This is a genomic window from Streptomyces sp. NPDC030838 (assembly GCF_055572035.1).
The window spans coordinates 167,589-191,713 of sequence record NZ_JBVIED010000016.1; the positions used below are offsets into that span (position 1 = coordinate 167,589).

The window sequence follows — 24,125 nt, forward strand, 5'->3', positions numbered from 1 at the left end:
TGCCGGTCGTGCGTGCCGTGCTGTGGTGCTTGCCGTGCCTGTCGTGCGTGCCGCGTCTGAGGTGCGTGTCGTGCCTGTGGAGCCAATGATCCCCCCTCGCACTGACAACGCACCTCGCATCACATCACGTCGCCTCCCGGTACGCCGCCGCTTCCTCCAGGTCCAGTCGGCGCAGCAGGGTCCGCAGCATCTCGTCGTCGATGTAGCGCAGGTCGCGCAGCTTGACGAAGACCTCCCGCTCGGCGCTGATCATCTCCCGCGCGAGCCGGCGGTAGGTGTCGTCGGCGGTCTCCCCGGTGATGGGGTTGGGCTGGCCGAGCCGTTCCCACACGGCGTTGCGGCGGCGTTCCAGGACGGTGCGCAGCCGGTCGGCGAGCGGCGCCGGGAGGGCGTTGCGCTCGTCGGAAAGGAGTTCGTCGAGGCGCTGTTCGGCGGCGCGGGAGGCCTGTGCCTGGGCGTTGGCCTCGGCCAGGGTCTCGGCCTGCGGGTCGCGGCCGGGCAGGCGCAGCAGGCGGATCAGGGGCGGCAGGGTGAGGCCCTGGACGACGAGGGTGCCGATGACCGTGGTGAAGGTCAGGAAGAGGATCAGGTTGCGGCCGGGGAAGTCCTCGCCGCCGTGGATGGTCACCGGGATGGAGAAGGCGATGGCCAGGGAGACCACGCCGCGCATGCCGGCCCAGGAGATGATGAACGCCCCCTTCCAGGTGGGGTTGTCCTCGCGTTTGCGGATCCGCGCGGACAGCGCTCGCGGCAGGAACGTCGCCGGGTAGACCCAGACGAACCGGGCGACGACCACGACGACGAAGAGGGCGACCGCGTACCAGGCGGCGTCGGCGCCCTCGTACTCCCCGAGCCCCCGCAGAACCACCGGCAGTTGGAGTCCGATGAGGGCGAACACCGACGACTCCAGGACGAAGGCGACCATCTTCCACACCGCCTCCTCCTGGAGGCGGGTGGCGAAATCGACCTCCCACGCGCGGTGGCCCAGATAAAGGGCGACGACCACGACCGCCAGGACGCCCGAGGCATGCACCTGCTCGGCGACGCCGTACGCCACGAACGGGATCAGCAGGGAGAGCGTGTTCTGGAGCAGTGCCTCCTTGACGTGGGTGCGCAGCCAGTGGATCGGCATCATCAGCAGCAGTCCGACGCCGATGCCGCCGACCGCCGCGAGCAGGAACTCGCCGACCCCTCCGGCCCAGGTGGTGGCCTCGCCGAGGGCGGCGGCGACGGCCACGCGGTAGGCGGTGATCGCGGTGGCGTCGTTCACCAGGGACTCGCCCTGGAGGATGGTGGTGATCCGGGAGGGCAGCCCCACGCGGCGGGCGATCGCCGTGGCCGCGACCGCGTCCGGCGGCGCCACCACCGCGCCCAGCACCAGCGCCGCGGTCAGCGGGAGGTCGGGCACGATCACATAGGCGGCCCAGCCGACCACGACGGTCGCGAAGAGCACGTAGCCGACGGAGAGAAGGGCGACGGGCCGCAGTTGCGCGCGCAGGTCGAGGTAGGAGCTGTCGGTGGCCGCGGTGTGCAGCAGCGGGGGCAGCAGGAGCGGCAGGACGATGTGCGGGTCGAGGGTGTAGTCGGGGACCCCGGGGATGTACGACACCGCCAGTCCGGCCGCGACCAGGAGCAACGGCGCCGGCACCGGGGTCCGGCGGCCGGCCGCGGCGATCGCGGCACTGCCGGCCACCAGCAACAGCAGGGGCATCACGTCCATGGTTCTCGCCCGCTCTCGTTTTCCGCGCGGTCATCCGCACACCCGTCGTAATCTGGCAATCATGAAACAGTGCACGCACGCCGACGCGCTGCCGCACCCGGAACCCGCACCGCTGAGCGAGACCTGCCCGGAATGTCTGGCGGAGGGGTCGCACCCGGTGCAGCTGCGGCTGTGCCTCACCTGCGGTCACGTCGGCTGCTGCGACTCCTCGCCGGGGCGGCACGCCACCGAACACCACGAGAAGTCGGGGCACCCGGTGATGCGAACGTTCGAACCGGGTGAGAATTGGCGTTGGTGCTTCGTCGACCACGTCCTGGTGTGACCCGCTCGTGACCTCGGTTCCGGACACTGGATCGGAACAGTTCGAGACACTGGATCCTGGCGGTTCGAGACACTGGATCCTGACGGTTCGAGCGTCTGACGCCGGGGTACGTCAACCCGGCGCGCCCTGTTCCGAATTGGGACCGCCCACCCTCTAGCCACTGTGCGTATTCATGTGTTTACTATGAGTGACAGCAGGGGGTTGGGGTCCCGGGACAGAAAAATCGAGAGCGCGGTAGCGTCACCGCTGAACCACACATCGCGTTACCCCGGGGGGCGACCCTCGGCCCCGTAGAGCTTGTACCACCTTGGAGGTGAGGGTGTCCCAGATCGCAGGCGAGCCCGCGACCCAGGACTTCGTCGAAGTCCGGCTGCCGGCTGCGGGTGCCTACCTGTCGGTGCTGCGGACGGCCACGGCCGGCCTCGCGGCCCGTTTGGACTTCACCCTCGACGAGATCGAGGACCTGCGCATCGCGGTGGACGAGGCCTGCGCGATCCTGCTCCAGCAGGCCGTGCCCGGCTCGGTGCTCAGCTGTGTCTTCCGGCTCGTCGACGACTCGCTGGAGGTCACCGTCTCCGCGCCGACCACGGACGGTCACGCCCCTTCGCGCGACACCTTCGCCTGGACCGTCCTGTCCGCCCTCGCGGGCAAGGTCTCCTCCGCCGTGGACGACGACAAGACCGTTTCGATCAGCCTCTACAAACAGCGCGGCGCGGGACCCGGGCCGGCGTGAGGAACGGGGACGGGCCGGTGCGGGACGAAGAGCGCGGCACACGGGAGCTGCCGGCCGAGGGCACGGGCGGACCGGCGGGTCCGGGCAGCCCGGACGCTCCGAGCGGTCCGGACGGTTCCCGACGCATGGCGGACGGCATCGACGGCATCCCCGAGCAGGCCCGGCCGCACCCGGAGGAGGACTCCCCTCGGGCGGACTTCCCCGGCGACGGGCAGCGGGATCGGGACAGTGCCGTGCAGGGCGCGCCTCTGGAGCGGCGGAACGGGGGCTCCCCTGTCCGGGCCGAGGCGAGGGCTCGGGGAAGGGCGACGGGCGGGACGATGAGCGAGCACGAGCGAAATTCCGAGGACGACGCGGCGGTCGCGCCGACCGCGCCGCCCGCGCACCACGACCCTCAGGACCGCAGCGGGGCGCGCGCCCTGTTCGTCGAGCTGCGCACGCTGAAGGAGGGCAGCCCGGAGTACGCGGAGCTGCGCAACCGGCTCGTCCGGATGCACCTGCCGCTCGTCGAGCACCTCGCGCGCCGCTTCCGCAACCGGGGTGAGCCGCTGGACGACCTCACTCAGGTCGCCACCATCGGGCTGATCAAGTCGGTCGACCGCTTCGACCCGGACCGCGGCGTGGAGTTCTCGACGTACGCGACTCCGACGGTCGTAGGCGAGATCAAGCGGCACTTCCGCGACAAGGGCTGGGCGGTCCGCGTCCCACGCCGTCTGCAGGAACTGCGGCTCGCCCTGACCACGGCCACGGCGGAGCTGTCGCAGCTGCACGGCCGCTCCCCCACGGTCCACGAACTGGCCGAGAAGCTGTCGATCTCGGAGGAGGAGGTCCTGGAGGGACTGGAGTCCGCCAACGCGTACTCCACGCTGTCCCTGGACGTCCCCGACACCGACGACGAGTCCCCGGCGGTCGCGGACACCCTGGGCGCGGAGGACGAGGCGCTGGAGGGCGTCGAGTACCGGGAGTCGCTCAAGCCGCTGCTGGAGGATCTGCCGCCGCGCGAGAAGCGGATCCTGCTGCTGCGGTTCTTCGGGAACATGACCCAGTCGCAGATCGCGCAGGAGGTCGGCATCTCGCAGATGCACGTCTCCCGGCTGCTGGCGCGCACGCTGGCGCAGCTGCGGGAGAAGCTGCTCGTGGAGGAGTAGCGGTCCTGGAGGAGTGGCGGTTACTTGTCGGCGTTGCCGGGCCCGCGGATGCCGAGGGCCCGGGTCGTCTCGGCGTTGATCAGCAGCACGAGCGCGGCGACGGCGACGACGGCCAGCGCGATGCCCGCGGGGATCGCCATGCTGTCGGCCTGGAGCAGGTTGTAGGCCACGGGCAGCGCCATGATCTGCGTGATGACGGCGGGGCCGCGGCTCCAGCTGCGCCGGGCCAGCAGGCCCCGGGCGGCGAGCAGCGGCAGCAGCGCCAGCACAACGAGGGTGACGCCCCCCGTGACTGCCTGCTGCCGGTCGTCCGGCTCGCCGGTCAGCCCGAGAACGAGCATCCAGACACCCCCGACCACCAGCGCCAGCCCCTCCAGCGCGGCCAGGGCCGCCGCAGCGGTCAGCCGGACAGGACGCGGGCCCGCCTCGTCGGCGGCTTCGGGGCTGGGGTTCTGCGCAGAGCTCACCCATGCAGGGTAGCGGCCGGGTCGCGGAGACCGCGGACGAGGTACGAGCCGCGACCGCGGCGGGCGCTAAGGCGGGCCAGGGGCCGTAGGTGCGGGGCGCGGCCCGAGGCGCCGGAGCTGCCAGGCACGAGCCGACACCGTGAGGCCCCTCCAACGCCCCGAGGCGCCAGGCGGGCACGGGCATGCGCCCGCAGGTCGCTTCCGCGCCCCCGTGTCGAGGTTCACGCCTCGAACTCCTACGTCATCCTTGATCCGGTCTGGGCCAGGTACCCCCCAGTAGGTACGCTGCCATCCATGCGTGCACTTCTCGTGGTCAATCCGGCGGCAACCACCACAAGCGCACGTACGCGCGATGTGCTGATCCACGCGCTCGCGAGCGAGATGAAGCTGGAAGCGGTCACCACCGAGTACCGCGGCCATGCCCGCGACCTCGGCCGGCAGGCCGCGGACAGCGAGGACATCGAGCTGGTCGTGGCCCTCGGCGGCGACGGCACGGTCAACGAGGTCGTCAACGGTCTGCTGCACGGCGGCCCCGACCCGGACAACCTGCCGGGACTGGCCGTGGTGCCCGGCGGCTCCACCAACGTCTTCGCCCGCGCGCTGGGCCTGCCCAACGACGCCGTGGAGGCGACCGGCGCCCTGCTGGACGCCCTGCGCGAGGGCAGCCAGCGCACGGTCGGGCTGGGGCTGACGTCGGGAACCCCCGGTACCGAGGACGAGGCCGTCCCGTCCCGCTGGTTCACCTTCAACGCCGGGCTCGGCTTCGACGCGGGCGTGGTCGGCCGGGTCGAGCAGCAGCGGGAGCGGGGCAAGAAGTCCACGCACGCCCTCTACGTCCGCCAGGTGGTGCGCCAACTGCTCGGCGAGCCCCATCGCCGGCACGGGACGATCACCCTGGAGCAGGACGGCGAGGAACTGGCGACGGATCTGGTGCTGTCCATAGTCTCGAACACCGCCCCGTGGACGTTCCTCGGCAATCGCCCCATGTATGCGTCGCCTAAGGCATCGTTCGACACCGGCCTCGACGTATTCGGTCTCAGCCGCCTGTCCACGGCCGCGGTTGCCCGGTATGGCACCCAGTTGCTCACTTCGTCCCCCGAGCGTGGACCCCGGGGAAAGCACGCCGTCTCCCTGCACGATCTGACCGAGTTCACCTTGCATTCGAAGGTGCCTCTGCCCCTCCAGATGGACGGTGACCACCTGGGGCTGCGTACGAGCGTGACGTTCACAGGCGTACGCCGTGCACTGCGTGTGATTGTGTGAGCAGAAGGGGCTAAAGTCCTTTCACTCGAACGTTTAGGCCAGGATCCACCCCATGGAAGTACGGCTGTGACCTAGTCGACACCGAGGAATCAAAAAAAACTTTCCGGAAGGGGTTGTATCCGCCGCTGAGGTTTGCGAGTCTCTACGTGGCGATCGGGACGGCCCGCAGGAACGGCCCCCACAGATCACCGGAACCCCTCTCCAAACCAAGGACCACGCCAGGGAACCTGGCGGTCGGCCCTTCACTTGTTGAGGGATTCGTGAAAGCGTTCACATTCACAAGCAACCTGCACGTAATACCAAGGAGAGGTAGCAGCCATGGACTGGCGTCACAACGCCGTTTGCCGCGAGGAAGACCCCGAGCTCTTCTTCCCCATCGGCAACACCGGTCCTGCGCTGCTGCAGATCGAGGAAGCCAAGGCCGTCTGCCGTCGCTGCCCGGTGATCGAGCAGTGTCTGCAGTGGGCGCTCGAGTCCGGCCAGGACTCCGGCGTCTGGGGTGGTCTCAGCGAGGACGAGCGCCGCGCGATGAAGCGCCGCGCCGCCCGCAACCGGGCTCGTCAGGCCTCCGCCTGACACAACCCACCCCGCTGACAGCCTGAGCTTGGCGGCGCGTACAGCGAGTACGCAACTCCCGCCCCCGAGCACGCAGCGCGCAGTACCCCCGATGCGCTTAGCAAACGAGCAGAGCAGCAGCGAGCACTGGCCTCGGACCGATCAAGGTCCGGGGCTTTTTGCTGTCCCCGAGCCGACCCCGAGCCGACCCGGAGCGGGCCCGGAGCCGACCCGGGAGAGCCCGGCTACTTCTGCGCCCGCACCGGGATGTCCAGCAGCACCTGGGTGCCGCGCTCCGGCGCCGGGACCATGTCGAAGGTGCCGCCCAACTCCCCCTCGACCAGCGTCCGTACGATCTGCAGCCCGAGGTTGCCGGAGGTGTGCGGGTCGAAGTCGGGCGGCAGGCCGACGCCGTCGTCCTGGACGGTGACCAGGAGGCGGGCCTCCTTCGTCGTGCCGCCACGGACCGCCGAGACCTCGACGGTTCCGGTGTCGCCCTCGCGGAAGCCGTGCTCCAGGGCGTTCTGCAGCACCTCGGTCAGCACCATGGACAGCGGGGTGGCGACCTCGGCGTCGAGGATGCCGAAGCGCCCGGTGCGCCGGCCGGTGACCTTGCCCGGGGAGATCTCCGCGACCATCGCCAGCACGCGGTCGGCGATCTCGTCGAACTCCACCCGCTCGTCCAGGTTCTGGGACAGCGTCTCGTGCACGATCGCGATCGAGCCCACGCGCCGTACCGCCTCTTCGAGCGCCGCGCGGCCCCGCTCGGACTCGATCCGCCGGGCCTGCAGGCGCAGCAGGGCGGCCACCGTCTGGAGGTTGTTCTTCACCCGGTGGTGGATCTCCCGGATGGTGGCGTCCTTGGTGATCAACTCGCGTTCGCGGCGGCGCAGTTCGGTGACGTCCCGGAGCAGCACCAGCGAACCGATCCGGGTGCCCTTGGGCTTGAGCGGGATCGCCCGGAACTGGATCACCCCGTCGTTGGCCTCGATCTCGAACTCGCGGGGCGCCCAGCCGCTGGCGACCTTGGCCAGCGCCTCGTCCACGGGGCCGCGGGTGGGGGCCAGTTCGGCGGTGGTCCGGCCGAGGTGGTGGCCGACCAGGTCGGCGGCGAGGCCCATGCGGTGGTAGGCGGAGAGGGCGTTCGGGGAGGCGTACTGAACGATGCCGTCCGCGTCGAGCCGGATCAGGCCGTCGCCCACCCGGGGCGAGGCGTCCATGTCGACCTGCTGGTTGGCGAAGGGGAAGGCGCCGGCCGCGATCATCTGGGCGAGGTCCGAGGCGGACTGGAGGTAGGTCAGCTCCAGCCGGCTCGGGGTGCGCACGGTGAGCAGGTTGGTGTTGCGGGCGATGACACCGAGGACGCGCCCCTCCCGTCGTACGGGGATCGACTCGACCCGTACGGGGACCTCCTCGCGCCACTCCGGGTCGCCCTCGCGCACGATCCGGCCCTCGTCGAGCGCGACGTCCAGCATGGGGCGGCGGCCGCGCGGGACCAGGTGGCCGACCATGTCGTCCTGGTAGGAGGTCGGGCCGGTGTTGGGCCGCATCTGGGCGACGGAGACATAGCGAGTGCCGTCACGGGTGGGGACCCACAGGACCAGGTCGGCGAAGGAGAGGTCGGAGAGCAGCTGCCACTCCGAGACCAGCAGATGCAGCCACTCGAGGTCGGAGTCGTCGAGGGCGGTGTGCTGGCGGACCAGTTCGTTCATGGAGGGCACGTGTGCGAGCGTACCCGGGGGTTTGTACGGCACTGAAATGTGCGCCCTTGCGCGACCCTGTACGGCCCGACTCGTACGGGCCCGGCCAGACTCGTAGGGCCCGACGCATACGGCCCCGAAGACACCCGCGGGCCGCGGCGCCTGGGAGGGACCCTCAACCCTCCCGGCACCGCAGCCCGGAGCAATATCGGCCGTGGGGTGTGCGGTCCCGGTCGGCCGAAGGATGAGGAGCCGGGGCAGTCAGGGCAGAGAGCACCGGTTCCTCGGTCCGTCTTCCTGTGCGGGGAAGACGGATGCTTGTTCCCACGCATGGGGACTACCGCACAGTAGGTTTCCATGATGGCGGTCTGCAACGATTGTGGACTAGACCACTCGGCGTGTCCATGCGTCGGAGGCTCTTTGTTGTCGAAGACCGTGCGGCGCGGGGCCGCCGGCCGCCCTCGCAGCCTAACGTGCCCCGGTCATCCGCGGGGCCACACGGACAGGGCAATTTCGGCGAGCGCCTCCAGTTCCACCCGGCTCGCGCCGTCGCGCGCCTGCTGGGACATGCCCTGGATCATCGCTCCGGTGTGCCGGGCGAGCGCCGCCGCGTCGGTGCCGGGCGGCAGCTCGCCCGAGGCGATGTCCGCCCTTATCCGGCTTTCGAAGGCGGCGATGTTGGCGTTGCGCCGCGCGCGCAGGGCTTCCTCCACCTCGGGGCTGGTGCAATTGGTCGCCGCGTGGACGACGAGACAGCCGTGCGGGCGGCCGGGGGCGGTGTACTCGGCGGCGGCCTCGCGCAGGACGCGCCGCACGGCCGCCCTGGCGGTGGGCTCCTCGGCGAGGGCGCGCTCGATGAAGGACCCGTACCGCTCGCCGTACACCTGCACGACCTCGTCGAAGAGCGCCCGCTTGTCGCCGAAGGCCGCGTAGAGGCTGGGGGCGCCGATGCCCATGGCACGGGTGAGGTCGGAGACGGACGTGGCCTCGTAGCCGTGCTCCCAGAAGGCCATGATCGCCTTCTCCAGGGCGGTCTCCCGGTCGAAGGAGCGGGGCCGGCCCCGGCCGCGACCGCGATGTCCGGCGGGCGAACCCTCGGCGGGGGCGGCAGCCGGGACCCGAGGGCCGGCCACCGGGGTCCGAGGGGTGGCAGCCGCGGTCCGCGGGGCCGTGGCCTGCTCCTTGTTCTCCTGCGCGCTCACCATGGAGTGCATTTTATAGCGGGCACTAGACAAATGTCAGCGACGTGATCTACGGTCATTTCTGTATCGACCGCTAGCTAATTGCGAAGGGGGCGTCGCCATGGGCGCGCTGACCGGCAGGACGGCACTCGTCACGGGGGCGAGCAGGGGAATCGGGCGCGGGATCGCCGAGCGGCTGGGGCGCGACGGGGCGCGGGTCGCGGTGCACTACGGCGTGAACGAGGCGGCGGCGAAGGAGACCGTCGCGGCCATCGAGGCGGCGGGCGGCTCCGCCTTCGCGATCGGCGTGGAGCTGGGACGGCCGGGGGACGCCGAGGCGCTGTGGGCGGAGTTCGACCGGCACGCGGACGGCGTGGACATCATCGTGAACAACGCGGGCATCGGGACGTCGTCGGCCCTGGAGGAGATCGACGAGGCCGAATACGACCGGGTCTTCGCGGTGAACGTGAAGGCTCCCCACTTCATCGTCCAGCAGGGCCTCGGCCGGCTCCGCGACGGCGGCCGGGTCATCAACATCTCCTCCGGGCTCGCCCGCACGGCGGCGATGCCGGACAAGATGGCCTACGCGATGACGAAGGGCGCGCTGGACGTCTTCACCCGGGACCTGTCCAAGGTGCTCGGCCCCCGGGGCATCACGGTGAACTCGGTGGCGCCCGGCATCATCGACACCGACAACACGGCCGAGCTGCTGCACGGCACCGAGGGCGGCTGGGCGCAGGCCGCGGCGATATCGGCGCTGGGCCGGGTGGGAGTTCCGGCGGACGTCGCCGATGTGGTGGCGTTCCTGGCCTCGGACGACGGGCGGTGGATCACGGGGAGCTGGGTGGACGCCACAGGGGGTTCCCTGACCTGAGGTGCCTGACCTGACGTTTCCCTGGCCAGAGGTCTTCTGACCTCAGCTTCTCTGACCCGAGCCGGGCCCGGCCGCCCGGCGAGGCGGTTCAGCGGGTCTCCGTCACCTTGGCCAGGGCGCGAGGGGCGTCCGGGTCCTGGCCGCGGGCGATGGTGACCTCGTAGGCCAGCAGCTGGAGCGGGATGATCTCCAGGATCGGCTGCACCTCCTCGGCGACGCCCTCCGTGGGCAGGACGAACCCGGCCGAGGCCTGTTCCACCTGGCGCCTGGGGCCGAAGACGACCAGATCGGCGCCGCGACCGCGCAGCCGGTCCAGAACGGGCTGGAGGGCCTCGCCGCCCCGGCCGTCGGTGACGACGGCGATCACCGGCGAGACGTTGTCGACCATCGCGAGGGGGCCGTGCAGCAGATCGGCGCCGGAGTAGGAGAGGGCGGGGATGTAGCTGGTCTCCATCAGCTTGAGGGCGGCCTCCTTGGCCGTGGGGTAGCCATAGCCGCGCGAGGTGATCACCATGCGCTCGGCGAAGCGGTAGCGGGCGGCGAGGGCGCGCACCTCGTCCTGCCGGGCGAGGAGTTGCTCGGCGAGACCGGGCAGCGGGCCCGCAGCGGCGCCGTCGCCGCCGCGCAGGCCCTCGACGAAGAGATAGAGCGCGAGAAGGGAGGCCGTATAGGTCTTGGTCGCGGGCAGGGCCTTCTCCGGCCCGGCCAGGATGTCGATGTGGTACTCGGAGACGCCGGCCAGCGGTGAGTCCGGGTTGTTGGTCACGGCGAGCGTGATCGCGCCGGCCTGGCGGGCGGCCCGGGTGGAGGCGACCAGGTCCGGGGAGCCGCCGGACTGGCTGACGGTGATGACGAGGACGTCCGTGAGGTCGGGGTGGGCGCCGTAGGCCGTGGTGGTCGACATCGAGGTGAGGCCGCAGGGCAGGCCGAGGCGGATCTCCAGGAGGTACTTGGCGTAGAGCGCGGCGTTGTCGGAGGTGCCGCGGGCGGTGAGCAGGACGAAGCGGGGCCTGCGGGCGGCGATCTCCTGGGCGACCCGGCGGATGTCCGGGGTGCCGGCCTCCAGGATCCGCCGCAGCACGGCAGGCTGCTCGCCCATCTCACGGGACATGATCCGGCCGGGGACGTCGGTCGGGGAGGCCGGTCGGGTGGCGGTCATGGGTCCTCCGGGGTGGGGTGGGGATGCACCTCCCATTGCACTCCCCCGCAGGTCGGCGCGCCTGCTCACAGCGCGCCGATGGGGCCGGCCCGGGGACCACCGAAGGCTGGGACGCGGGACCCCCGCTCTGTTAGATTGGTCTAAACCACATGGACCCCTTCGGGTGCCTTCGAGTCCCCTCTTCAGATCGGCAGGCCAGCGTGGAAGTTGTCATCGTTCCGGACGCCGCGGCCGGCGGCGAACTGATAGCCGAGGCCATGGCGCAGCTGCTCCGGCGTAAGCCCGATGCCCTGCTCGGTGTCGCCACCGGCTCGACGCCGCTGCCCATCTACCAGGCCCTCACGGCCAAGGTGCGCTCCGGCGCCGTGGACGCCTCACGGGCGCGGATCGCGCAGCTCGACGAGTACGTGGGGCTGCCCGCGTCGCATCCGGAGTCCTACCGTTCCGTGCTGCGGCGGGAGGTGCTGGAGCCGCTGGGACTCTCGATGGACGCGTTCATGGGGCCCGACGGCGAGGCGGAGGACGTCCAGGCGGCCTGCGAGGCGTACGACAGGGCGCTCGCCGAGGCCGGCGGGGTGGACCTCCAGCTGCTCGGGATCGGGACCGACGGGCACATCGGGTTCAACGAGCCGTGCTCCTCGCTCGCCTCGCGCACTCGGATCAAGACGCTGACCGAGCAGACCCGGATCGACAACGCGCGCTTCTTCGACGGCGACATCGACCAGGTCCCGCACCACGTCATCACCCAGGGCATCGGGACAATCCTGGAGGCGCGGCACCTGGTGCTGCTGGCCACGGGCGAGGGCAAGGCCGACGCCGTCGCCGCGACGGTGGAGGGGCCGGTCGCCGCGGTGTGTCCCGCCTCGGCGCTGCAGTTGCATCCGCATGCCACCGTGGTCGTGGACGAGGCCGCCGCGTCCAAGCTGAAGCTGGCGGACTACTTCCGGCACACGTACGCCAACAAGCCGGAGTGGCAGGGCATTTAGCCGACCCGGCCTGGTGATCGCCGGGCAGGTGGGTCATCGGAACGGGCGCCGGCCGTCGCCGTGTGCGTCTCACAGCTCCAGGACGATGACGAGCACACCTCCGAGCACGCCCAGGACCAGCGCGACGAGGAACGGGATCCAGCCGCCGTCCCGCCAGGGGAAGAAGGCGTCGAGCGACAGGCGGCCGGGGCCCACGGCGGCTATGGCGAGTGCGGCGACGCAGAGGACCAGGGGGTATGAGAACGACGGGGGCCCGGCGGGCCACAGGCTGTACTCGGACGCCACCGCCATGGCGTTGATCATCACCCCGACCGTGGCCGCGGCGGCGAGTGGGGTGAGCAGCCCGACGGCGAGGCCAAGGCCTCCGACGACCTCGGAGGTTCCCGCCAGGACGGCGAAGAAGACCCCTGGCTCGTACCCCTGCTCGGCGAAGGCCTTGCCCGAGGCGTCGAGACCCGGACCGCCGAACATGCCGAACAACTTCTGTGCGCCGGCACCCGCCACGATCACGCCCACCGCCAGCCGGAGGAGGAGCGTGCCCACGTCGGCGGCGCCCGCCCGCGGCGCCGGTCTCCTGTCGATGGTCGCGGCGGAGTTGCTTGATCGTTCAGTGGGGGGTGTCATCGCGACATCACCTCCGGGCACGGCCCTCGGTGCGGTCTCACCCTTCCGATCCTCCTCTCCCGGGGAGAGGACGTCCAAAGGAGGGAGAGGACGCCGAGAGGGAGAGGGCAATACCGCCCAGGGGCCGGGATCTGGACCAATGGTGTAGACCAGTGCGGGGGGCCTGGGTCGGATCAAATGGCGCGCAAAGGGTCTGAGGCAGGGCCCGACCAGCCGTTATGGGACCTAGATATGCAGGAACCTTTAAGTAAGAACCCGGCGAAAACAGCGGCCGGAGGCGTCATACTCAGGTAGACCACTTCAGCGTGGTGGACTAGACCAGCGCGAGCCGTGACGGTATACAGAGGGGATCACGGAGCGTGCCGACGACACCCTCTACGGAGCCGGGAAGGCGGAGCATGAGCACCGACGTCAGCAGTGCGGAGAACGAGAGCGGGGCGACCGTCCGTACCGCGCGCGTGCCCAAGTACTACCGCCTGAAGAAGCACCTGCTCGACATGACGGAGACACAGGCGCCGGGCACCCCGGTCCCGCCCGAGCGCACGCTGGCGGCGGAGTTCGACACCTCGCGCACGACCGTACGGCAGGCTCTGCAGGAGCTGGTCGTCGAGGGGCGCCTCGAACGCATCCAGGGCAAGGGCACGTTCGTCGCCAAGCCGAAGGTCTCCCAGGCCCTGCAGCTCACCTCCTACACCGAGGACATGCGCGCCCAGGGCCTGGAGCCCACCTCGCAACTGCTCGACATCGGCTACATCACCGCCGACGACCGGCTCGCCGAGCTGCTCGACATCACCACCGGCGGCCGGGTCCTGCGCATCGAGCGGCTGCGCATGGCCAACGGCGAGCCGATGGCCATCGAGACGACCCATCTGTCGGCCAAGCGCTTCCCCGCGCTGCGGCGGTCGCTGGCCAAGTACACATCCCTCTACACCGCCCTCGCCGAGGTCTACGACGTCCACCTCGCGGAGGCCGAGGAGACCATCGAGACCTCGCTGGCCACCCCGCGCGAGGCGGGTCTGCTCGGCACCGACGTGGGCCTGCCGATGCTGATGCTCTCCCGCCACTCCCTGGACCGCGAGGGCAAGCCGGTGGAGTGGGTGCGGTCGGTGTACCGGGGCGACCGCTACAAGTTCGTGGCGCGGCTGAAGCGCCCCGCCGAATAGCGATTTTGTAAAGGCGGTGACCGATATACGGACGAGGGGTTCCTCTTCCGCGACACCGTGACCTAGATTGCCAGCCCATTACGCAGGTGATCAGTGAGGGGACGGAGCCGCCGATGTCACAAGCCCCAGAAGTCGGCAGAGGAGCGGTGGTGACGCCGGTGCGCGTCGTCATCGCCCTCTGCCTCATAGCGCCGTTCGTGGCGATGCTCTGGGTCGGTTCGTACGCGAAGACCGACCCGGCGTTCATCGGCATCCCGTTCTTCTACTGGTACCAGATGGCCTGGGTGGTCATCTCCACCCTGCTGACGATGATCGCGTTCAAGCTGTGGCAGCGTGACCAGCGCGCCCGCCGGGGCGGTGAGCAGCGATGAAGGACGGCGTGAACGGCGTCGCACTCGCCGTCTTCATCTTCTTCTTCCTGGCCGTCACGGTCATGGGCTTCCTGGCCGCGCGCTGGCGCAAGGCCGAGAACGAGCACAGCCTCGACGAATGGGGTCTGGGCGGCCGGTCGTTCGGCACCTGGATCACCTGGTTCCTGCTCGGCGGCGACCTCTACACGGCGTACACCTTCGTCGCCGTACCGGCGGCGATCTACGCGGCGGGCGCGGCCGGCTTCTTCGCCGTGCCGTACACGATCCTCGTCTACCCGCTGATCTTCACGTTCCTGCCGCGTCTGTGGTCGGTCTCGCACAAGCACGGCTATGTGACGACCTCGGACTTCGTGCGCGGCCGGTTCGGCTCGAAGGGGCTGTCGCTGGCGGTTGCGCTCACCGGCATCCTCGCCACCATGCCGTACATCGCGCTCCAGCTCGTCGGCATCCAGGCCGTGCTGGACGTGATGGGCGTCGGCGGCGGCGAGGACACCAACTGGTTCATCAAGGACCTGCCGCTGCTGATCGCCTTCGGTGTGCTGGCCGCGTACACCTACTCCTCGGGTCTGCGGGCCCCGGCGCTGATCGCGTTCGTGAAGGACACGCTGATCTACATCGTCATCGCCGTGGCGATCATCTACATCCCGATCAAGCTGGGCGGGTTCGACGAGATCTTCGCCAAGGCGGGCGAGGCGTTCGGCGAGACCAACCCGGCGACCGGCGCGCCACGCGGTGCCCTGGTCCCGGCGGAGGCGGGCCAGTGGACGTACGCCACACTGGCACTGGGCTCGGCACTGGCGCTGTTCATGTACCCGCACTCGATCACCGCGACGCTCTCCTCGAGGAGCCGTGAGGTGATCCGCCGCAACACCACGATCCTGCCGCTGTACTCGCTCATGCTCGGTCTGCTGGCCCTGCTGGGCTTCATGGCGATCGCGGCCGGGATCAAGGTGCAGAACGGCCAGCTGGCCATCCCGCAGCTGTTCGAGACCATGTTCCCGGACTGGTTCGCGGGCGTCGCGTTCGCGGCGATCGGCATCGGCGCGCTGGTGCCGGCGGCCATCATGTCCATCGCGGCGGCCAACCTCTTCACCCGCAACATCTACAAGGACTTCATCCGCCCCGACGCCACGCCGGCGCAGGAGACCAAGGTCTCCAAGCTGGTGTCGCTGCTGGTGAAGGTGGGTGCGCTGGTCTTCGTCCTGACCATGGACAAGACCGTCGCGATCAACTTCCAGCTGCTGGGCGGCATCTGGATCCTGCAGACCTTCCCGGCCCTCGTCGGCGGCCTGTTCACCCGCTGGTTCCACCGCTGGGCGCTGCTCGCCGGCTGGGCGGTCGGCATGATCTACGGCACGGTCGCCGCGTACGGGGTGGCCTCGCCGACGCAGAAGCACTTCGGCGGCTCGTCGAAGGAGATCCCGGGCATCGGCGAGATCGGCTACATCGGTCTGACGGCGTTCGTCCTCAACGTGGTCGTGACCGTGGTCCTGACCTTCGTCTTCAAGGCGGCCAAGGCTCCCGAGGGCGTCGACGAGACCAAGCCGGAGGACTACACGGCGGACGCGGGCGACCCCGGCGTCCAGGTCGAGCTGCCGCCGGCGACGGCGGGATCCGCCCACTGAGCCCACGGAGCCCACGGGGCCCACTGGTCCACTGAGCCCACTGAACCGGCCTGAGCCGCGAGTTTCGGCGGCGATCCGCACGTTGCGGGTCGCCGCCGACCGCTGTCAGTCGTCCCTCGTCCGCCGGGCCATCTCCCCCCAGAACCGGTCCAGTTCCCTCACTCGCATGCCCACCCAGTGGGGTGTCTTCCGGCGCAGTCCCCGGGGCAGGCAGCGGCGCCAGCGGCCGGGGAGGAGCGCCTGCTGCTGGCGGCAGAACGGCTCACGGATCTCGCCGCGCGGAACACAGCCGCGCGGCGGATAGGGGCAGAGCTGGAACTCGCAGTCGGGCAGGCAGGTGGTGCCGGGCGGGGGCAGGACCGAGGTGCCGGCCTGGAGTCCCGGCCGGAGTGGCTCCCGGTCGGTGCGGATGCACGGCGGCAGCGGCATGTCCGGCTGCTCCACGCGGGCCAGCCGCTCCTCGACCTCGTCCGGATGCCCGTCCCGTTCGATGAGGTTCAGCAGGACCAGCACATCGGCGACGAGGCGCTGGGCCCGTGGGTCGAGGGTGCTCCAGCCGACCGACGGCGGAATCCACAGGTTGTGCTTGCGGTACCCGCCGGCGCAGCGGGCCCGGGAGCCGATGGTGTCGCTGACGGCCTTCTCGTCGACCCACAGGAACCGCTCGGGCTCACCCGTCTCCAGGGCGAGGGCCACCAGGTCGCCCGCCTCGGCGACGAACGGATGCAACCGCCGCCGGGGCCCGTCCGCGTGCGCCCCGGCCACGCCGGGCGGCCGGTTCACCGTACCGGCCATCGACAGCCAGCGCTCCACGGTCTGGACGGCGCTCGCCCCGCCGATCCCGGTGCCCGGCCGGCGCGCCCCGTCCGGATGCTCGCCCTGCCGTCCGGCGCCGTCGCCGAGGGCGTGGTCGCGCCGGCCCGCGGTGTCCGGCAGCTCCCACAGGCAGAGCGCCTGGAGCAGCACCAGTTGCGTGTACCAGCACCGGGACCGCTGGAGCACGGTCTCCGCCTGGCGGATCAGCTCGGCGCGGTTGCCGGGGTAGGTGTGCGGATGCCGTTTGCGCCGGTTCGCCGCGTACTTGAAGCCCTGGGCCAGCGCGGCCTCCAGAGCGAGAGGCAGATCGGGCGTGCCGCCGGTGTACTTCGGGTCGAGGTGACGCAGCCATCTGCTGAGCCGCTCGCGGGCCTCGTCGCGGTGCGCGTCGTCGACGGAGCCCAGCAGCATGGGCACCATCCAGGCCCGCATCACGAACTCCCGGAACAGGGCGACCCGCCGTTCCCGGTACCGCAGGTTCAACTCGTGGCGCCGGCACATCAGTTCCTCGATGCGCCGCGGCACCTCCGCCCGCGCGGCACCCCGGGCGGAACGGGCCCGGGTCATCTCCGCGGCCCACGTCTCGTACTCCCGCCGCTTCCAGGCCTTCAGCTCGCCGACCTTGGCGTTGTACTCCTCGATGGGATCGGTGGTCAGCCCGACCCGCTCCCGGATCACCGCGAACGCCGAGTTGCCGCCGGTGCCGAACTCCTGGGCTGCGGCGAGCCGTATCGGGTACGACGGCTCCTCGGTGCCCATCCGGAACAGCCGCCAGTACAGGGGGGTGGTGTCCATCCGGTCGGAGACCTGGCGCAGGGCCCGGCCGAGCTGTTTCAGCAGCCTGAGCTTGGCGTCCTGGAGGGTGCGCGGGTCGCCCTTGATGCGGGGCCAGCGGGCGTGCACGGCGGCGACGATGTCGCCGAGGGCTCTCGGGTCGTCCTCCACGCTCTCCACTTCGAGGGCCGCAGCGAACAGGTCGAGGGCCTTCGGATCGTCGGTACGGCGATCGGCGGCGGCGCTGAGCCGGCGGGCCAGGGGGCGACCGCGCACGGGGGTCTGCCGCCACCGCTCACGTACCCCCTTGCGCACCTCCGCCCGCACCCCGCCGCCGTCGCCCGCGAGTTCCGCTGCCCGCCGACGGGACAGCAGGACGAGGGCGATCAGCAGTTCACGGCTGGGGCCGGGCGGCTGCAGCGCGTGCTCGACCAGGTCGCCGGCGCCCCGCTCGCCCAGGTGGTTCAGCACGCGAAAGCCGAAGTAGGCCTGGATGATGCTGTGCGGGAAGCGGACCTTCTTCTCGGAGCCCTCGACGAGTTCGAGCCTGTCCGCGCGCGCGACGAACCCGGCGAGCAGGGCATGGCACTGGTCCATGTTCCCCTCGCGCAACCGCCGGCGCGTCTCGTCGCCGAGCCGGTCGCAGAGCGTGTCCCAGATCCGCTGCCGGTGCCACTCGGAGAAGACGGTGCCGCGTCTGCCGTACCGGTCGAAGCCGCGCCGGCCGGCCCACAGATGGTCGGTGCGGGCCCGGACCCGCCGGGTCGGCCCCGGGTGGACGTCCTGGTCGAGCAGCTCGCCGAAGCCGACCTCCAGTTTGTCCTGGAGCAGCCCGACGCACGCCAGGGCGGAGACCACCTCCAGGGTCTCGCGCCGTTCCCGTGGACCGAGCGCCACGTCGTCCCGCAGGAGGCCGTCGCACAGGGCGGCCTCCCAGGTCTCCAGCAGCCACAGCCGGAGCGTGCCGCGGTCCCTGCTGCGGGTGTCCAGCCGGTACGGGTCGCCGCGCGGGCGGTCCCGTTCCAGCAGGCCGTGGTGGTGCAGCTCGCGGGCGATCTGCAGATAGATCGGCGACTCGGTCACCTCGGCCGTCTCCACGATCCAGTCGACCCGGCGCTCGTCGGTGTCCGGCACCCGGGACGCGACGAAGCGCAGCGCCTCCTCCTCGCTCAGCGGTTCCAGCTCCACGATCGCGGCGGGCGTGCTCTCCAGCGGGCTGTGCGGGCGGGAGGCGATGACGAGGGGCAGCTTCTCCTCGTGGGCGCGTTCGATGGCCCGGCGGATGATGTTGTCCCGGTTCTGCTGGAGGGACTCGTCGAGCAGCGTCTCCTCCAGGCCGTCGGCGATGACGACCACCTTGTCGTCGGCGAGCAGTTGCTGCCAGACCCGCTCGTTCTTGGTGCGGGCCAGGAGACCGCGCGGCGCCTCCTCGGCGAAACGCTGCTTGGCGAGCGTCTCGAAGTTCAGGGCGGCGGCCGCTCCGTCCGCGTCGCGCAGCCGGATCGGCACCGGTACGGCCTGCTGCCGGGCCAGGAGTTCGGTCAGCCGCACCAGGACCGCGGTCTTGCCCGCGCCGACGCCGCCGACGAGCAGATAGGGCCGCCGGGTGTCGCGCTGCCGCAGCCGCTCGGCGATGACCTGGGCGACCTCCTCGCGGCCCACGATCTCGTCGATGTCCGGCCCGGCGGTGAGCACCAGCCGGCGGGGGCAGGAGCGGGCCCGGGCGAGGTAGCGGCGCTTGGTCCAGCTGTACCACCAGAACAGGAAGAGCGCGGCGGCGACGGACGCGGTGAGAACGGGGCCGACGAAGCGGAGGAGATCCTCGAGGCCGTTGGTCGCACCGCCCAGGCGGTCGACGGGGCTCTCCCTGCTGGTGGCGATGTTGTACACCGCCTCCCCGCACCAGACGACCACCAGCAGCGCGGCCAGCAGCCACACGACCCTGGTCACGTTGGTGTAGGAGAGCCATCGGCGCCACTTCCTGGGGCGGGCACCGCCGCGCCGGGCCTCCAGCCGGATCGTCAGGGTGTGCCAGTACCCCAGCAGTCCGTGCCGGGCCCGGCTCGCCGCGCGCCTCAGCTCCAGTGTCGTCATCGGCGCGTCGGGCGGGCGCTCCTTGCCCGGCGGGTTCCGCACGACCCTCGTCACGGGCCGGCCCCCGTCATGGTGCGACCCCCCGTCATGGTGTGACCCCCGGCATGGTGTGATCTCCTCACGAGAGTCCTCCTTCCATGGAATCACTCCGGCCGGGCCCCGCAAGCGGACCCCGCGGTCCCGGGGCGACGCCTGTGGAAAATCCGGAGCCGTTGTCGGCCCCCTCCGGCACACTCGGCCCCATGGACATCGTCATCCGCCCCGTCGCCCCCGCCGAGTACGACGCCCTCGCCGAGATCACCGCCCAGGCCTACCTCCGGGACGGCCTGCTCGACTTCGGGACGAGCGACGCCTATCTGGCCGAGTTGAGGGACGTGGCCAAGCGGGCCGCCGCCGCCAAGGTGCTGGTCGCCGTGGAGGGGGACCGGGTCCTCGGCGGCGTGACCTTCGTCCCGTCGGGCGGCCCCATGGCCGACGTCGCGGGCCCGGGCGAGGCCGAGATACGCATGCTGGCGGTCGCCCACGAGGCCCGTGGCCGCGGAGCCGGCGAGGCCTTGGTGCGTGCCTGCGTCGACCGCGCCCGCGCCACGCCGGGCTGCGTCCGCGTCGTCCTGTCGTCCCAGCGCACCATGCGCACCGCCCACCGCATCTACGAGCGCCTGGGCTTCGTCCGCACCCCGGAGCGGGACTGGAACCCGATCCCCGAGCTGGACGACATCACTCTGCTCACCTACGAGTTGACGCTCTGAAGCCACCCCGACACAACATCTGGGGGTGGCACGACAGCCCGGCACAAGATGTATGCTCATGCTCGCTGTCGCCGCAGGGGAATCCGGTGCGAATCCGGAACTGTCCCGCAACGGTGTACTTGCGTGCATCTGCACGCCTGTTCAGTCCGAGGACCTGCCGACAGCGCACCCGGCCGTCCGGCCGGTGTGCCCTGACGTCCGGGCCTCGCGGAATGGGCCGGTGGACGCGACGCCGCGTGCGCTCGTGAGCTGCCCCCTGCCCTCGTAGGCCCCTTGCCGAGCGAGGGAGAGCCCCACGTGACCATCGCGCCCGCAGATCCGGCCTCAGCAGCGGTCCCGTCCCACGACGACGGTCCCGGCGCCGCGCTGCTGCGGACCCTGACCGAGCTGACCGCCGACCTCCCCGACGCCGACCCCGGCCGGGTCGCCGCCGCCGCGCTGCGCGGACGGTCGGCGAACGCGGACGAGGCGGAGTTGCGCGAGCTGGCCACGGAGGCGGCCGCCGGCCTCATCTCCGAGGACCCCGCCTACAGCAGGCTCGCCGCCCGGCTGCTGGCGATCGGCATCACCGCCGAGGCCGCCTCGCAGGGCGTCACGTCCTTCACCGAGTCCGTCGCCGTCGGCCACCGCGAGGGCCTGATCGCCGACCGCACCGCCGAGTTCGTCCGGCTGCACGCCGAGCGTCTCGACGCCCTCGTCGACCGCACCGCCGACGACCGCTTCGGCTACTTCGGCCTGCGCACCCTGCACAGCCGCTATCTGCTGCGCCACCCGATCACCCGCAAGGTCGTCGAGACGCCCCAGCACTTCCTGCTGCGCGTCGCCGCCGGTCTCGCCGAGGACGACACCATCCGCTCCCTGGAGGAGGTCGCGGCGCTCTACGGGCTCATGAGCCGCCTCGACTACCTCCCCTCCTCCCCCACGCTGTTCAACTCGGGTACCCGGCACCCCCAGATGTCGTCCTGCTACCTCCTGGACTCCCCCAAGGACGAGCTGGACTCCATCTACGACCGCTACCACCAGGTCGCCCGCCTCTCGAAGCACGCCGGCGGCATCGGTCTGTCGTACAGCCGCATCCGCTCGCGCGGTTCGCTGATCCGCGGCACCAACGGCCACTCCAACGGCATCGTCCCGTTCCTGAAGACCCTCGACGCCTCGGTCGCCGCGGTGAACCAGGGCGGCCGGCGCAAGGGCGCGGCCGCGGTCTACCTGGAGACCTGGCACTCCGACATCGAGGAGTTCCTGGAGCTGCGCGACAACACCGGCGAGGACGCCCGCCGCACCCACAACCTGAACCTCGCGCACTGGGTGCCGGACGAGTTCATGCGCCGCGTGAACGCCGACGAGCAGTGGTCCCTGTTCTCCCCGTCCGACGTACCCGAGCTGGTCGACCTGTGGGGCGAGGAGTTCGACGCGGCGTACCGCAAGGCCGAGGAGAACGGCCTCGCCAAGAAGACCATCCCCGCCCGCGATCTGTACGGCCGGATGATGCGCACCCTCGCGCAGACCGGCAACGGCTGGATGACGTTCAAGGACGCCGCCAACCGCACCGCCAACCAGACCGCCGAGCCGGGCCACGTCATCCACTCCTCCAACCTCTGCACGGAGATCCTGGAGGTCACCGACGACGGCGAGACGGCGGTCTGCAACCTGGGGTCCGTCAACCTCGGCGCCTTCGTGGACGGCGACGACATCGACTGGGAGCGGCTGGACGCCACCGTCCGCACCGCCGTCACCTTCCTCGACCGCGTCGTCGACATCAACTTCTACCCGACCGAGCAGGCGGGCCGCTCCAACGCCAAGTGGCGTCCCGTCGGCCTCGGCGCGATGGGTCTGCAGGACGTCTTCTTCAAGCTGCGGCTGCCCTTCGACTCTCCGGAGGCGAAGCGGCTCTCCACCCGCATCTCCGAGCGGATCATGCTCGCCGCGTACGAGGCCTCCGCCGACCTCGCCGAGCGCAACGGCCCGCTGCCGGCCTGGGAGAAGACCCGTACCGCCCGGGGCGTGCTGCACCCCGACCACTACGACGTGGAGCTGACCTGGCCGGAGCGCTGGGCGGCGCTGCGCGAGCGGATCGCGTCGGTCGGCATGCGCAACTCGCTGCTGCTGGCCATCGCGCCGACCGCCACCATCGCCTCGATCGCGGGCGTCTACGAGTGCATCGAGCCGCAGGTGTCCAACCTGTTCAAGCGCGAGACGCTCTCCGGCGAGTTCCTCCAGGTCAACTCCTATCTGGTGCAGGACCTGAAGGACCTCGGCGTCTGGGACGCCCGCACCCGTGAGGCGCTGCGCGACTCGAACGGCTCTGTGCAGGACTTCGCGTGGATCCCGGAGGACGTACGGCGGCTGTACCGCACGGCGTGGGAGATCCCGCAGCGCGGCCTCATCGACATGGCCGCGGCCCGCACTCCGTTCCTGGACCAGGCGCAGTCCCTGAACCTGTTCATGGAGACGCCGACCATCGGCAAGCTCTCCTCGATGTACGCGTACGCCTGGAAGTCCGGGCTGAAGACGACGTACTACCTGCGCTCGCGCCCCGCGACGCGCATCGCCCGCGCCGCCCAGGCGCAGGCTCAGCCCGAGAAGAACATCCCCGTCCAGCAGGTCGCCGACCCCGAAGCGGTCGCCTGCTCCCTTGAGAACCCCGAGTCCTGCGAGGCCTGCCAGTAATGTCCACCCGTGACCAGAATCTCCTCGACCCGGGCTTCGAGCTGACCCTGCGCCCCATGCGCTACCCGGACTTCTACGAGCGCTACCGGGACGCCATCAAGAACACCTGGACCGTGGAGGAGGTCGACCTCCACTCGGACGTCGCCGACCTCGCCAAGCTGACCCCGGCCGAGCAGCACCTGATCGGTCGTCTGGTCGCGTTCTTCGCGACGGGCGACTCGATCGTGGCGAACAACCTGGTGCTGACCCTCTACAAGCACATCAACTCCCCGGAGGCGCGCCTGTATCTGTCGCGCCAGCTCTTCGAGGAGGCCGTGCACGTCCAGTTCTATCTGACGCTGCTGGACACCTATCTGCCCGACCCGGACGACCGGGCGGCGGCCTTCGCGGCCGTGGAGAACATCCCGTCCATCCGGGAGAAGGCCGAGTTCTGCTTCAAGTGGATGGACTCGGTGGAGAAGATCGACCGGCTGGAGACGAAGGCGGACCGCCGTCGCTTCCTGCTGAACCTGATCTGCTTCGCCGCGTGCATCGAGGGCCTGTTCTTCTACGGCGCGTTCGCCTACGTCTACTGGTTCCGCAGCCGGGGCCTGCTGCACGGCCTGGCGACGGGCACCAACTGGGTGTTCCGCGACGAGACGATGCACATGTCCTTCGCGTTCGACGTGGTCGACACCGTCCGCAAGGAGGAGCCGGAACTCTTCGACGACCAGCTCCAGCAGCAGGTGACGGACATGCTGCGGGAGGCCGTCGAGGCGGAGCTGCAGTTCGCCCGTGACCTGTGCGGCGACGGCCTGCCGGGCATGAACACGGAGTCCATGCGGCAGTACCTGGAGTGCGTGGCCGACCAGCGCCTGAGCCGGCTGGGCTTCGCCCCGGTGTACGGCTCGGAGAACCCGTTCTCCTTCATGGAGCTGCAGGGCGTCCAGGAGCTGACGAACTTCTTCGAGCGGCGTCCGTCCGCGTACCAGGTCGCGGTCGAGGGCACCGTGGACCTGGACGAGGACTTCTGAGCCCCAGGGCCGGGGGGGGGGGGGGGGGGGGGGGGGGGGGGCCCCCCCCCCCCCCCCCCCCCCCGCGGCCGAGCGGCTCCTTCTCCACGACGGTGGTGACGGAGACCGGGAGGTCGGC

General features: G+C 70.8%; 20 protein-coding genes and 1 riboswitch. Of the genes, 13 read left to right on the forward strand and 7 right to left on the reverse strand.

What is annotated here, in order from left to right:
- Positions 1–124 precede the first annotated feature (124 nt).
- Positions 125–1,720 (reverse strand): Na+/H+ antiporter, encoded by a 1,596-nt coding sequence (locus ACZ42A_RS32850; protein ID WP_468530953.1) that lies wholly within the window; start codon positions 1,718–1,720, stop codon positions 125–127.
- Between the two features lie 61 nt (positions 1,721–1,781).
- On the opposite strand from ACZ42A_RS32850, the gene ACZ42A_RS32855 reads away from it, so the two are divergent.
- The 3 genes from ACZ42A_RS32855 to ACZ42A_RS32865 all read left to right on the forward strand — a co-directional run bounded on the left by ACZ42A_RS32855 (position 1,782) and on the right by ACZ42A_RS32865 (position 3,923).
- Positions 1,782–2,042, forward strand: coding sequence for a UBP-type zinc finger domain-containing protein (locus tag ACZ42A_RS32855; protein WP_468530954.1), 261 nt, complete (start codon positions 1,782–1,784; stop codon positions 2,040–2,042).
- 319 nt (positions 2,043–2,361) lie between these two features.
- Positions 2,362–2,775 (forward strand): ATP-binding protein, encoded by a 414-nt coding sequence (locus ACZ42A_RS32860; RefSeq protein ID WP_015657891.1) that lies wholly within the window; start codon positions 2,362–2,364, stop codon positions 2,773–2,775.
- A 17-nt stretch (positions 2,776–2,792) separates the two neighbouring features.
- On the forward strand, positions 2,793–3,923 hold the full coding sequence (locus ACZ42A_RS32865; RefSeq protein WP_468530955.1) for an RNA polymerase sigma factor SigF: 1,131 nt from the start codon (positions 2,793–2,795) through the stop codon (positions 3,921–3,923).
- A gap of 20 nt (positions 3,924–3,943) precedes the next feature.
- Here ACZ42A_RS32865 and ACZ42A_RS32870 read toward each other — a convergent pair whose 3' ends face one another.
- Positions 3,944–4,390: a hypothetical protein gene (locus ACZ42A_RS32870; RefSeq protein WP_468530956.1), complete on the reverse strand. Its 447-nt coding sequence runs from the start codon at positions 4,388–4,390 to the stop codon at positions 3,944–3,946.
- Between the two features lie 294 nt (positions 4,391–4,684).
- On the opposite strand from ACZ42A_RS32870, the gene ACZ42A_RS32875 reads away from it, so the two are divergent.
- A complete protein-coding gene (locus ACZ42A_RS32875; protein ID WP_468530957.1) occupies positions 4,685–5,653 on the forward strand; it encodes a diacylglycerol/lipid kinase family protein in 969 nt (322 codons plus the stop codon).
- A 318-nt stretch (positions 5,654–5,971) separates the two neighbouring features.
- Entirely contained in the window at positions 5,972–6,229 is a 258-nt protein-coding gene (locus ACZ42A_RS32880; RefSeq protein ID WP_003992873.1) for a WhiB family transcriptional regulator, read from the forward strand.
- Positions 6,230–6,453: 224 nt separating this feature from the next.
- Here ACZ42A_RS32880 and ACZ42A_RS32885 read toward each other — a convergent pair whose 3' ends face one another.
- A complete protein-coding gene (locus tag ACZ42A_RS32885) occupies positions 6,454–7,920 on the reverse strand; it encodes a sensor histidine kinase (protein ID WP_468531019.1) in 1,467 nt (488 codons plus the stop codon).
- A gap of 470 nt (positions 7,921–8,390) precedes the next feature.
- Positions 8,391–9,113 carry a TetR/AcrR family transcriptional regulator gene (locus ACZ42A_RS32890; protein WP_468530958.1) on the reverse strand — a complete coding sequence of 241 codons (723 nt, stop codon included), beginning with the start codon at positions 9,111–9,113 and terminating at the stop codon, positions 8,391–8,393.
- Between the two features lie 97 nt (positions 9,114–9,210).
- On the opposite strand from ACZ42A_RS32890, the gene ACZ42A_RS32895 reads away from it, so the two are divergent.
- The gene (locus tag ACZ42A_RS32895) at positions 9,211–9,963 is read left to right on the forward strand and encodes an SDR family oxidoreductase (protein WP_468530959.1); all 753 of its coding nucleotides are present in this window, start codon (positions 9,211–9,213) and stop codon (positions 9,961–9,963) included.
- 88 nt (positions 9,964–10,051) lie between these two features.
- Here ACZ42A_RS32895 and ACZ42A_RS32900 read toward each other — a convergent pair whose 3' ends face one another.
- Positions 10,052–11,122: an SIS domain-containing protein gene (locus tag ACZ42A_RS32900; RefSeq protein ID WP_468530960.1), complete on the reverse strand. Its 1,071-nt coding sequence runs from the start codon at positions 11,120–11,122 to the stop codon at positions 10,052–10,054.
- Positions 11,123–11,322: 200 nt separating this feature from the next.
- On the opposite strand from ACZ42A_RS32900, the gene nagB reads away from it, so the two are divergent.
- On the forward strand, positions 11,323–12,108 hold the full coding sequence (nagB, locus tag ACZ42A_RS32905; RefSeq protein ID WP_468530961.1) for a glucosamine-6-phosphate deaminase: 786 nt from the start codon (positions 11,323–11,325) through the stop codon (positions 12,106–12,108).
- 69 nt (positions 12,109–12,177) lie between these two features.
- Here nagB and ACZ42A_RS32910 read toward each other — a convergent pair whose 3' ends face one another.
- On the reverse strand, positions 12,178–12,732 hold the full coding sequence (locus ACZ42A_RS32910) for a DoxX family protein (protein ID WP_468530962.1): 555 nt from the start codon (positions 12,730–12,732) through the stop codon (positions 12,178–12,180).
- 398 nt (positions 12,733–13,130) lie between these two features.
- On the opposite strand from ACZ42A_RS32910, the gene ACZ42A_RS32915 reads away from it, so the two are divergent.
- From ACZ42A_RS32915 to mctP, 3 genes are all read left to right on the forward strand, one after another.
- Positions 13,131–13,895 carry a GntR family transcriptional regulator gene (locus ACZ42A_RS32915; protein WP_365757924.1) on the forward strand — a complete coding sequence of 255 codons (765 nt, stop codon included), beginning with the start codon at positions 13,131–13,133 and terminating at the stop codon, positions 13,893–13,895.
- Between the two features lie 113 nt (positions 13,896–14,008).
- Entirely contained in the window at positions 14,009–14,266 is a 258-nt protein-coding gene (locus ACZ42A_RS32920) for a DUF3311 domain-containing protein (RefSeq protein WP_468530963.1), read from the forward strand.
- On the forward strand, positions 14,263–15,891 hold the full coding sequence (gene mctP, locus ACZ42A_RS32925) for a monocarboxylate uptake permease MctP (RefSeq protein WP_468530964.1): 1,629 nt from the start codon (positions 14,263–14,265) through the stop codon (positions 15,889–15,891). The genes ACZ42A_RS32920 and mctP overlap by 4 nt, the downstream gene beginning before the upstream one ends.
- Positions 15,892–15,996: 105 nt before the next feature.
- Here the strand turns inward: mctP and ACZ42A_RS32930 are convergent, their stop codons facing one another.
- The gene (locus ACZ42A_RS32930; protein WP_468530965.1) at positions 15,997–19,629 is read right to left on the reverse strand and encodes an NACHT domain-containing protein; all 3,633 of its coding nucleotides are present in this window, start codon (positions 19,627–19,629) and stop codon (positions 15,997–15,999) included.
- Between the two features lie 188 nt (positions 19,630–19,817).
- On the opposite strand from ACZ42A_RS32930, the gene ACZ42A_RS32935 reads away from it, so the two are divergent.
- The 3 genes from ACZ42A_RS32935 (at position 19,818) to ACZ42A_RS32945 (ending at position 24,007) form a co-directional block, all read left to right on the forward strand.
- Positions 19,818–20,324 (forward strand): GNAT family N-acetyltransferase, encoded by a 507-nt coding sequence (locus ACZ42A_RS32935; protein WP_468530966.1) that lies wholly within the window; start codon positions 19,818–19,820, stop codon positions 20,322–20,324.
- 52 nt (positions 20,325–20,376) lie between these two features.
- A riboswitch (cobalamin riboswitch) is annotated at positions 20,377–20,500 on the forward strand.
- 121 nt (positions 20,501–20,621) lie between these two features.
- Positions 20,622–22,994, forward strand: coding sequence for a ribonucleoside-diphosphate reductase subunit alpha (locus ACZ42A_RS32940; protein ID WP_468530967.1), 2,373 nt, complete (start codon positions 20,622–20,624; stop codon positions 22,992–22,994).
- Entirely contained in the window at positions 22,994–24,007 is a 1,014-nt protein-coding gene (locus ACZ42A_RS32945; RefSeq protein WP_468530968.1) for a ribonucleotide-diphosphate reductase subunit beta, read from the forward strand. Before ACZ42A_RS32940 ends, ACZ42A_RS32945 begins: the two co-directional genes overlap by 1 nt.
- The last annotated feature ends 118 nt before the right edge of the window (positions 24,008–24,125 follow it).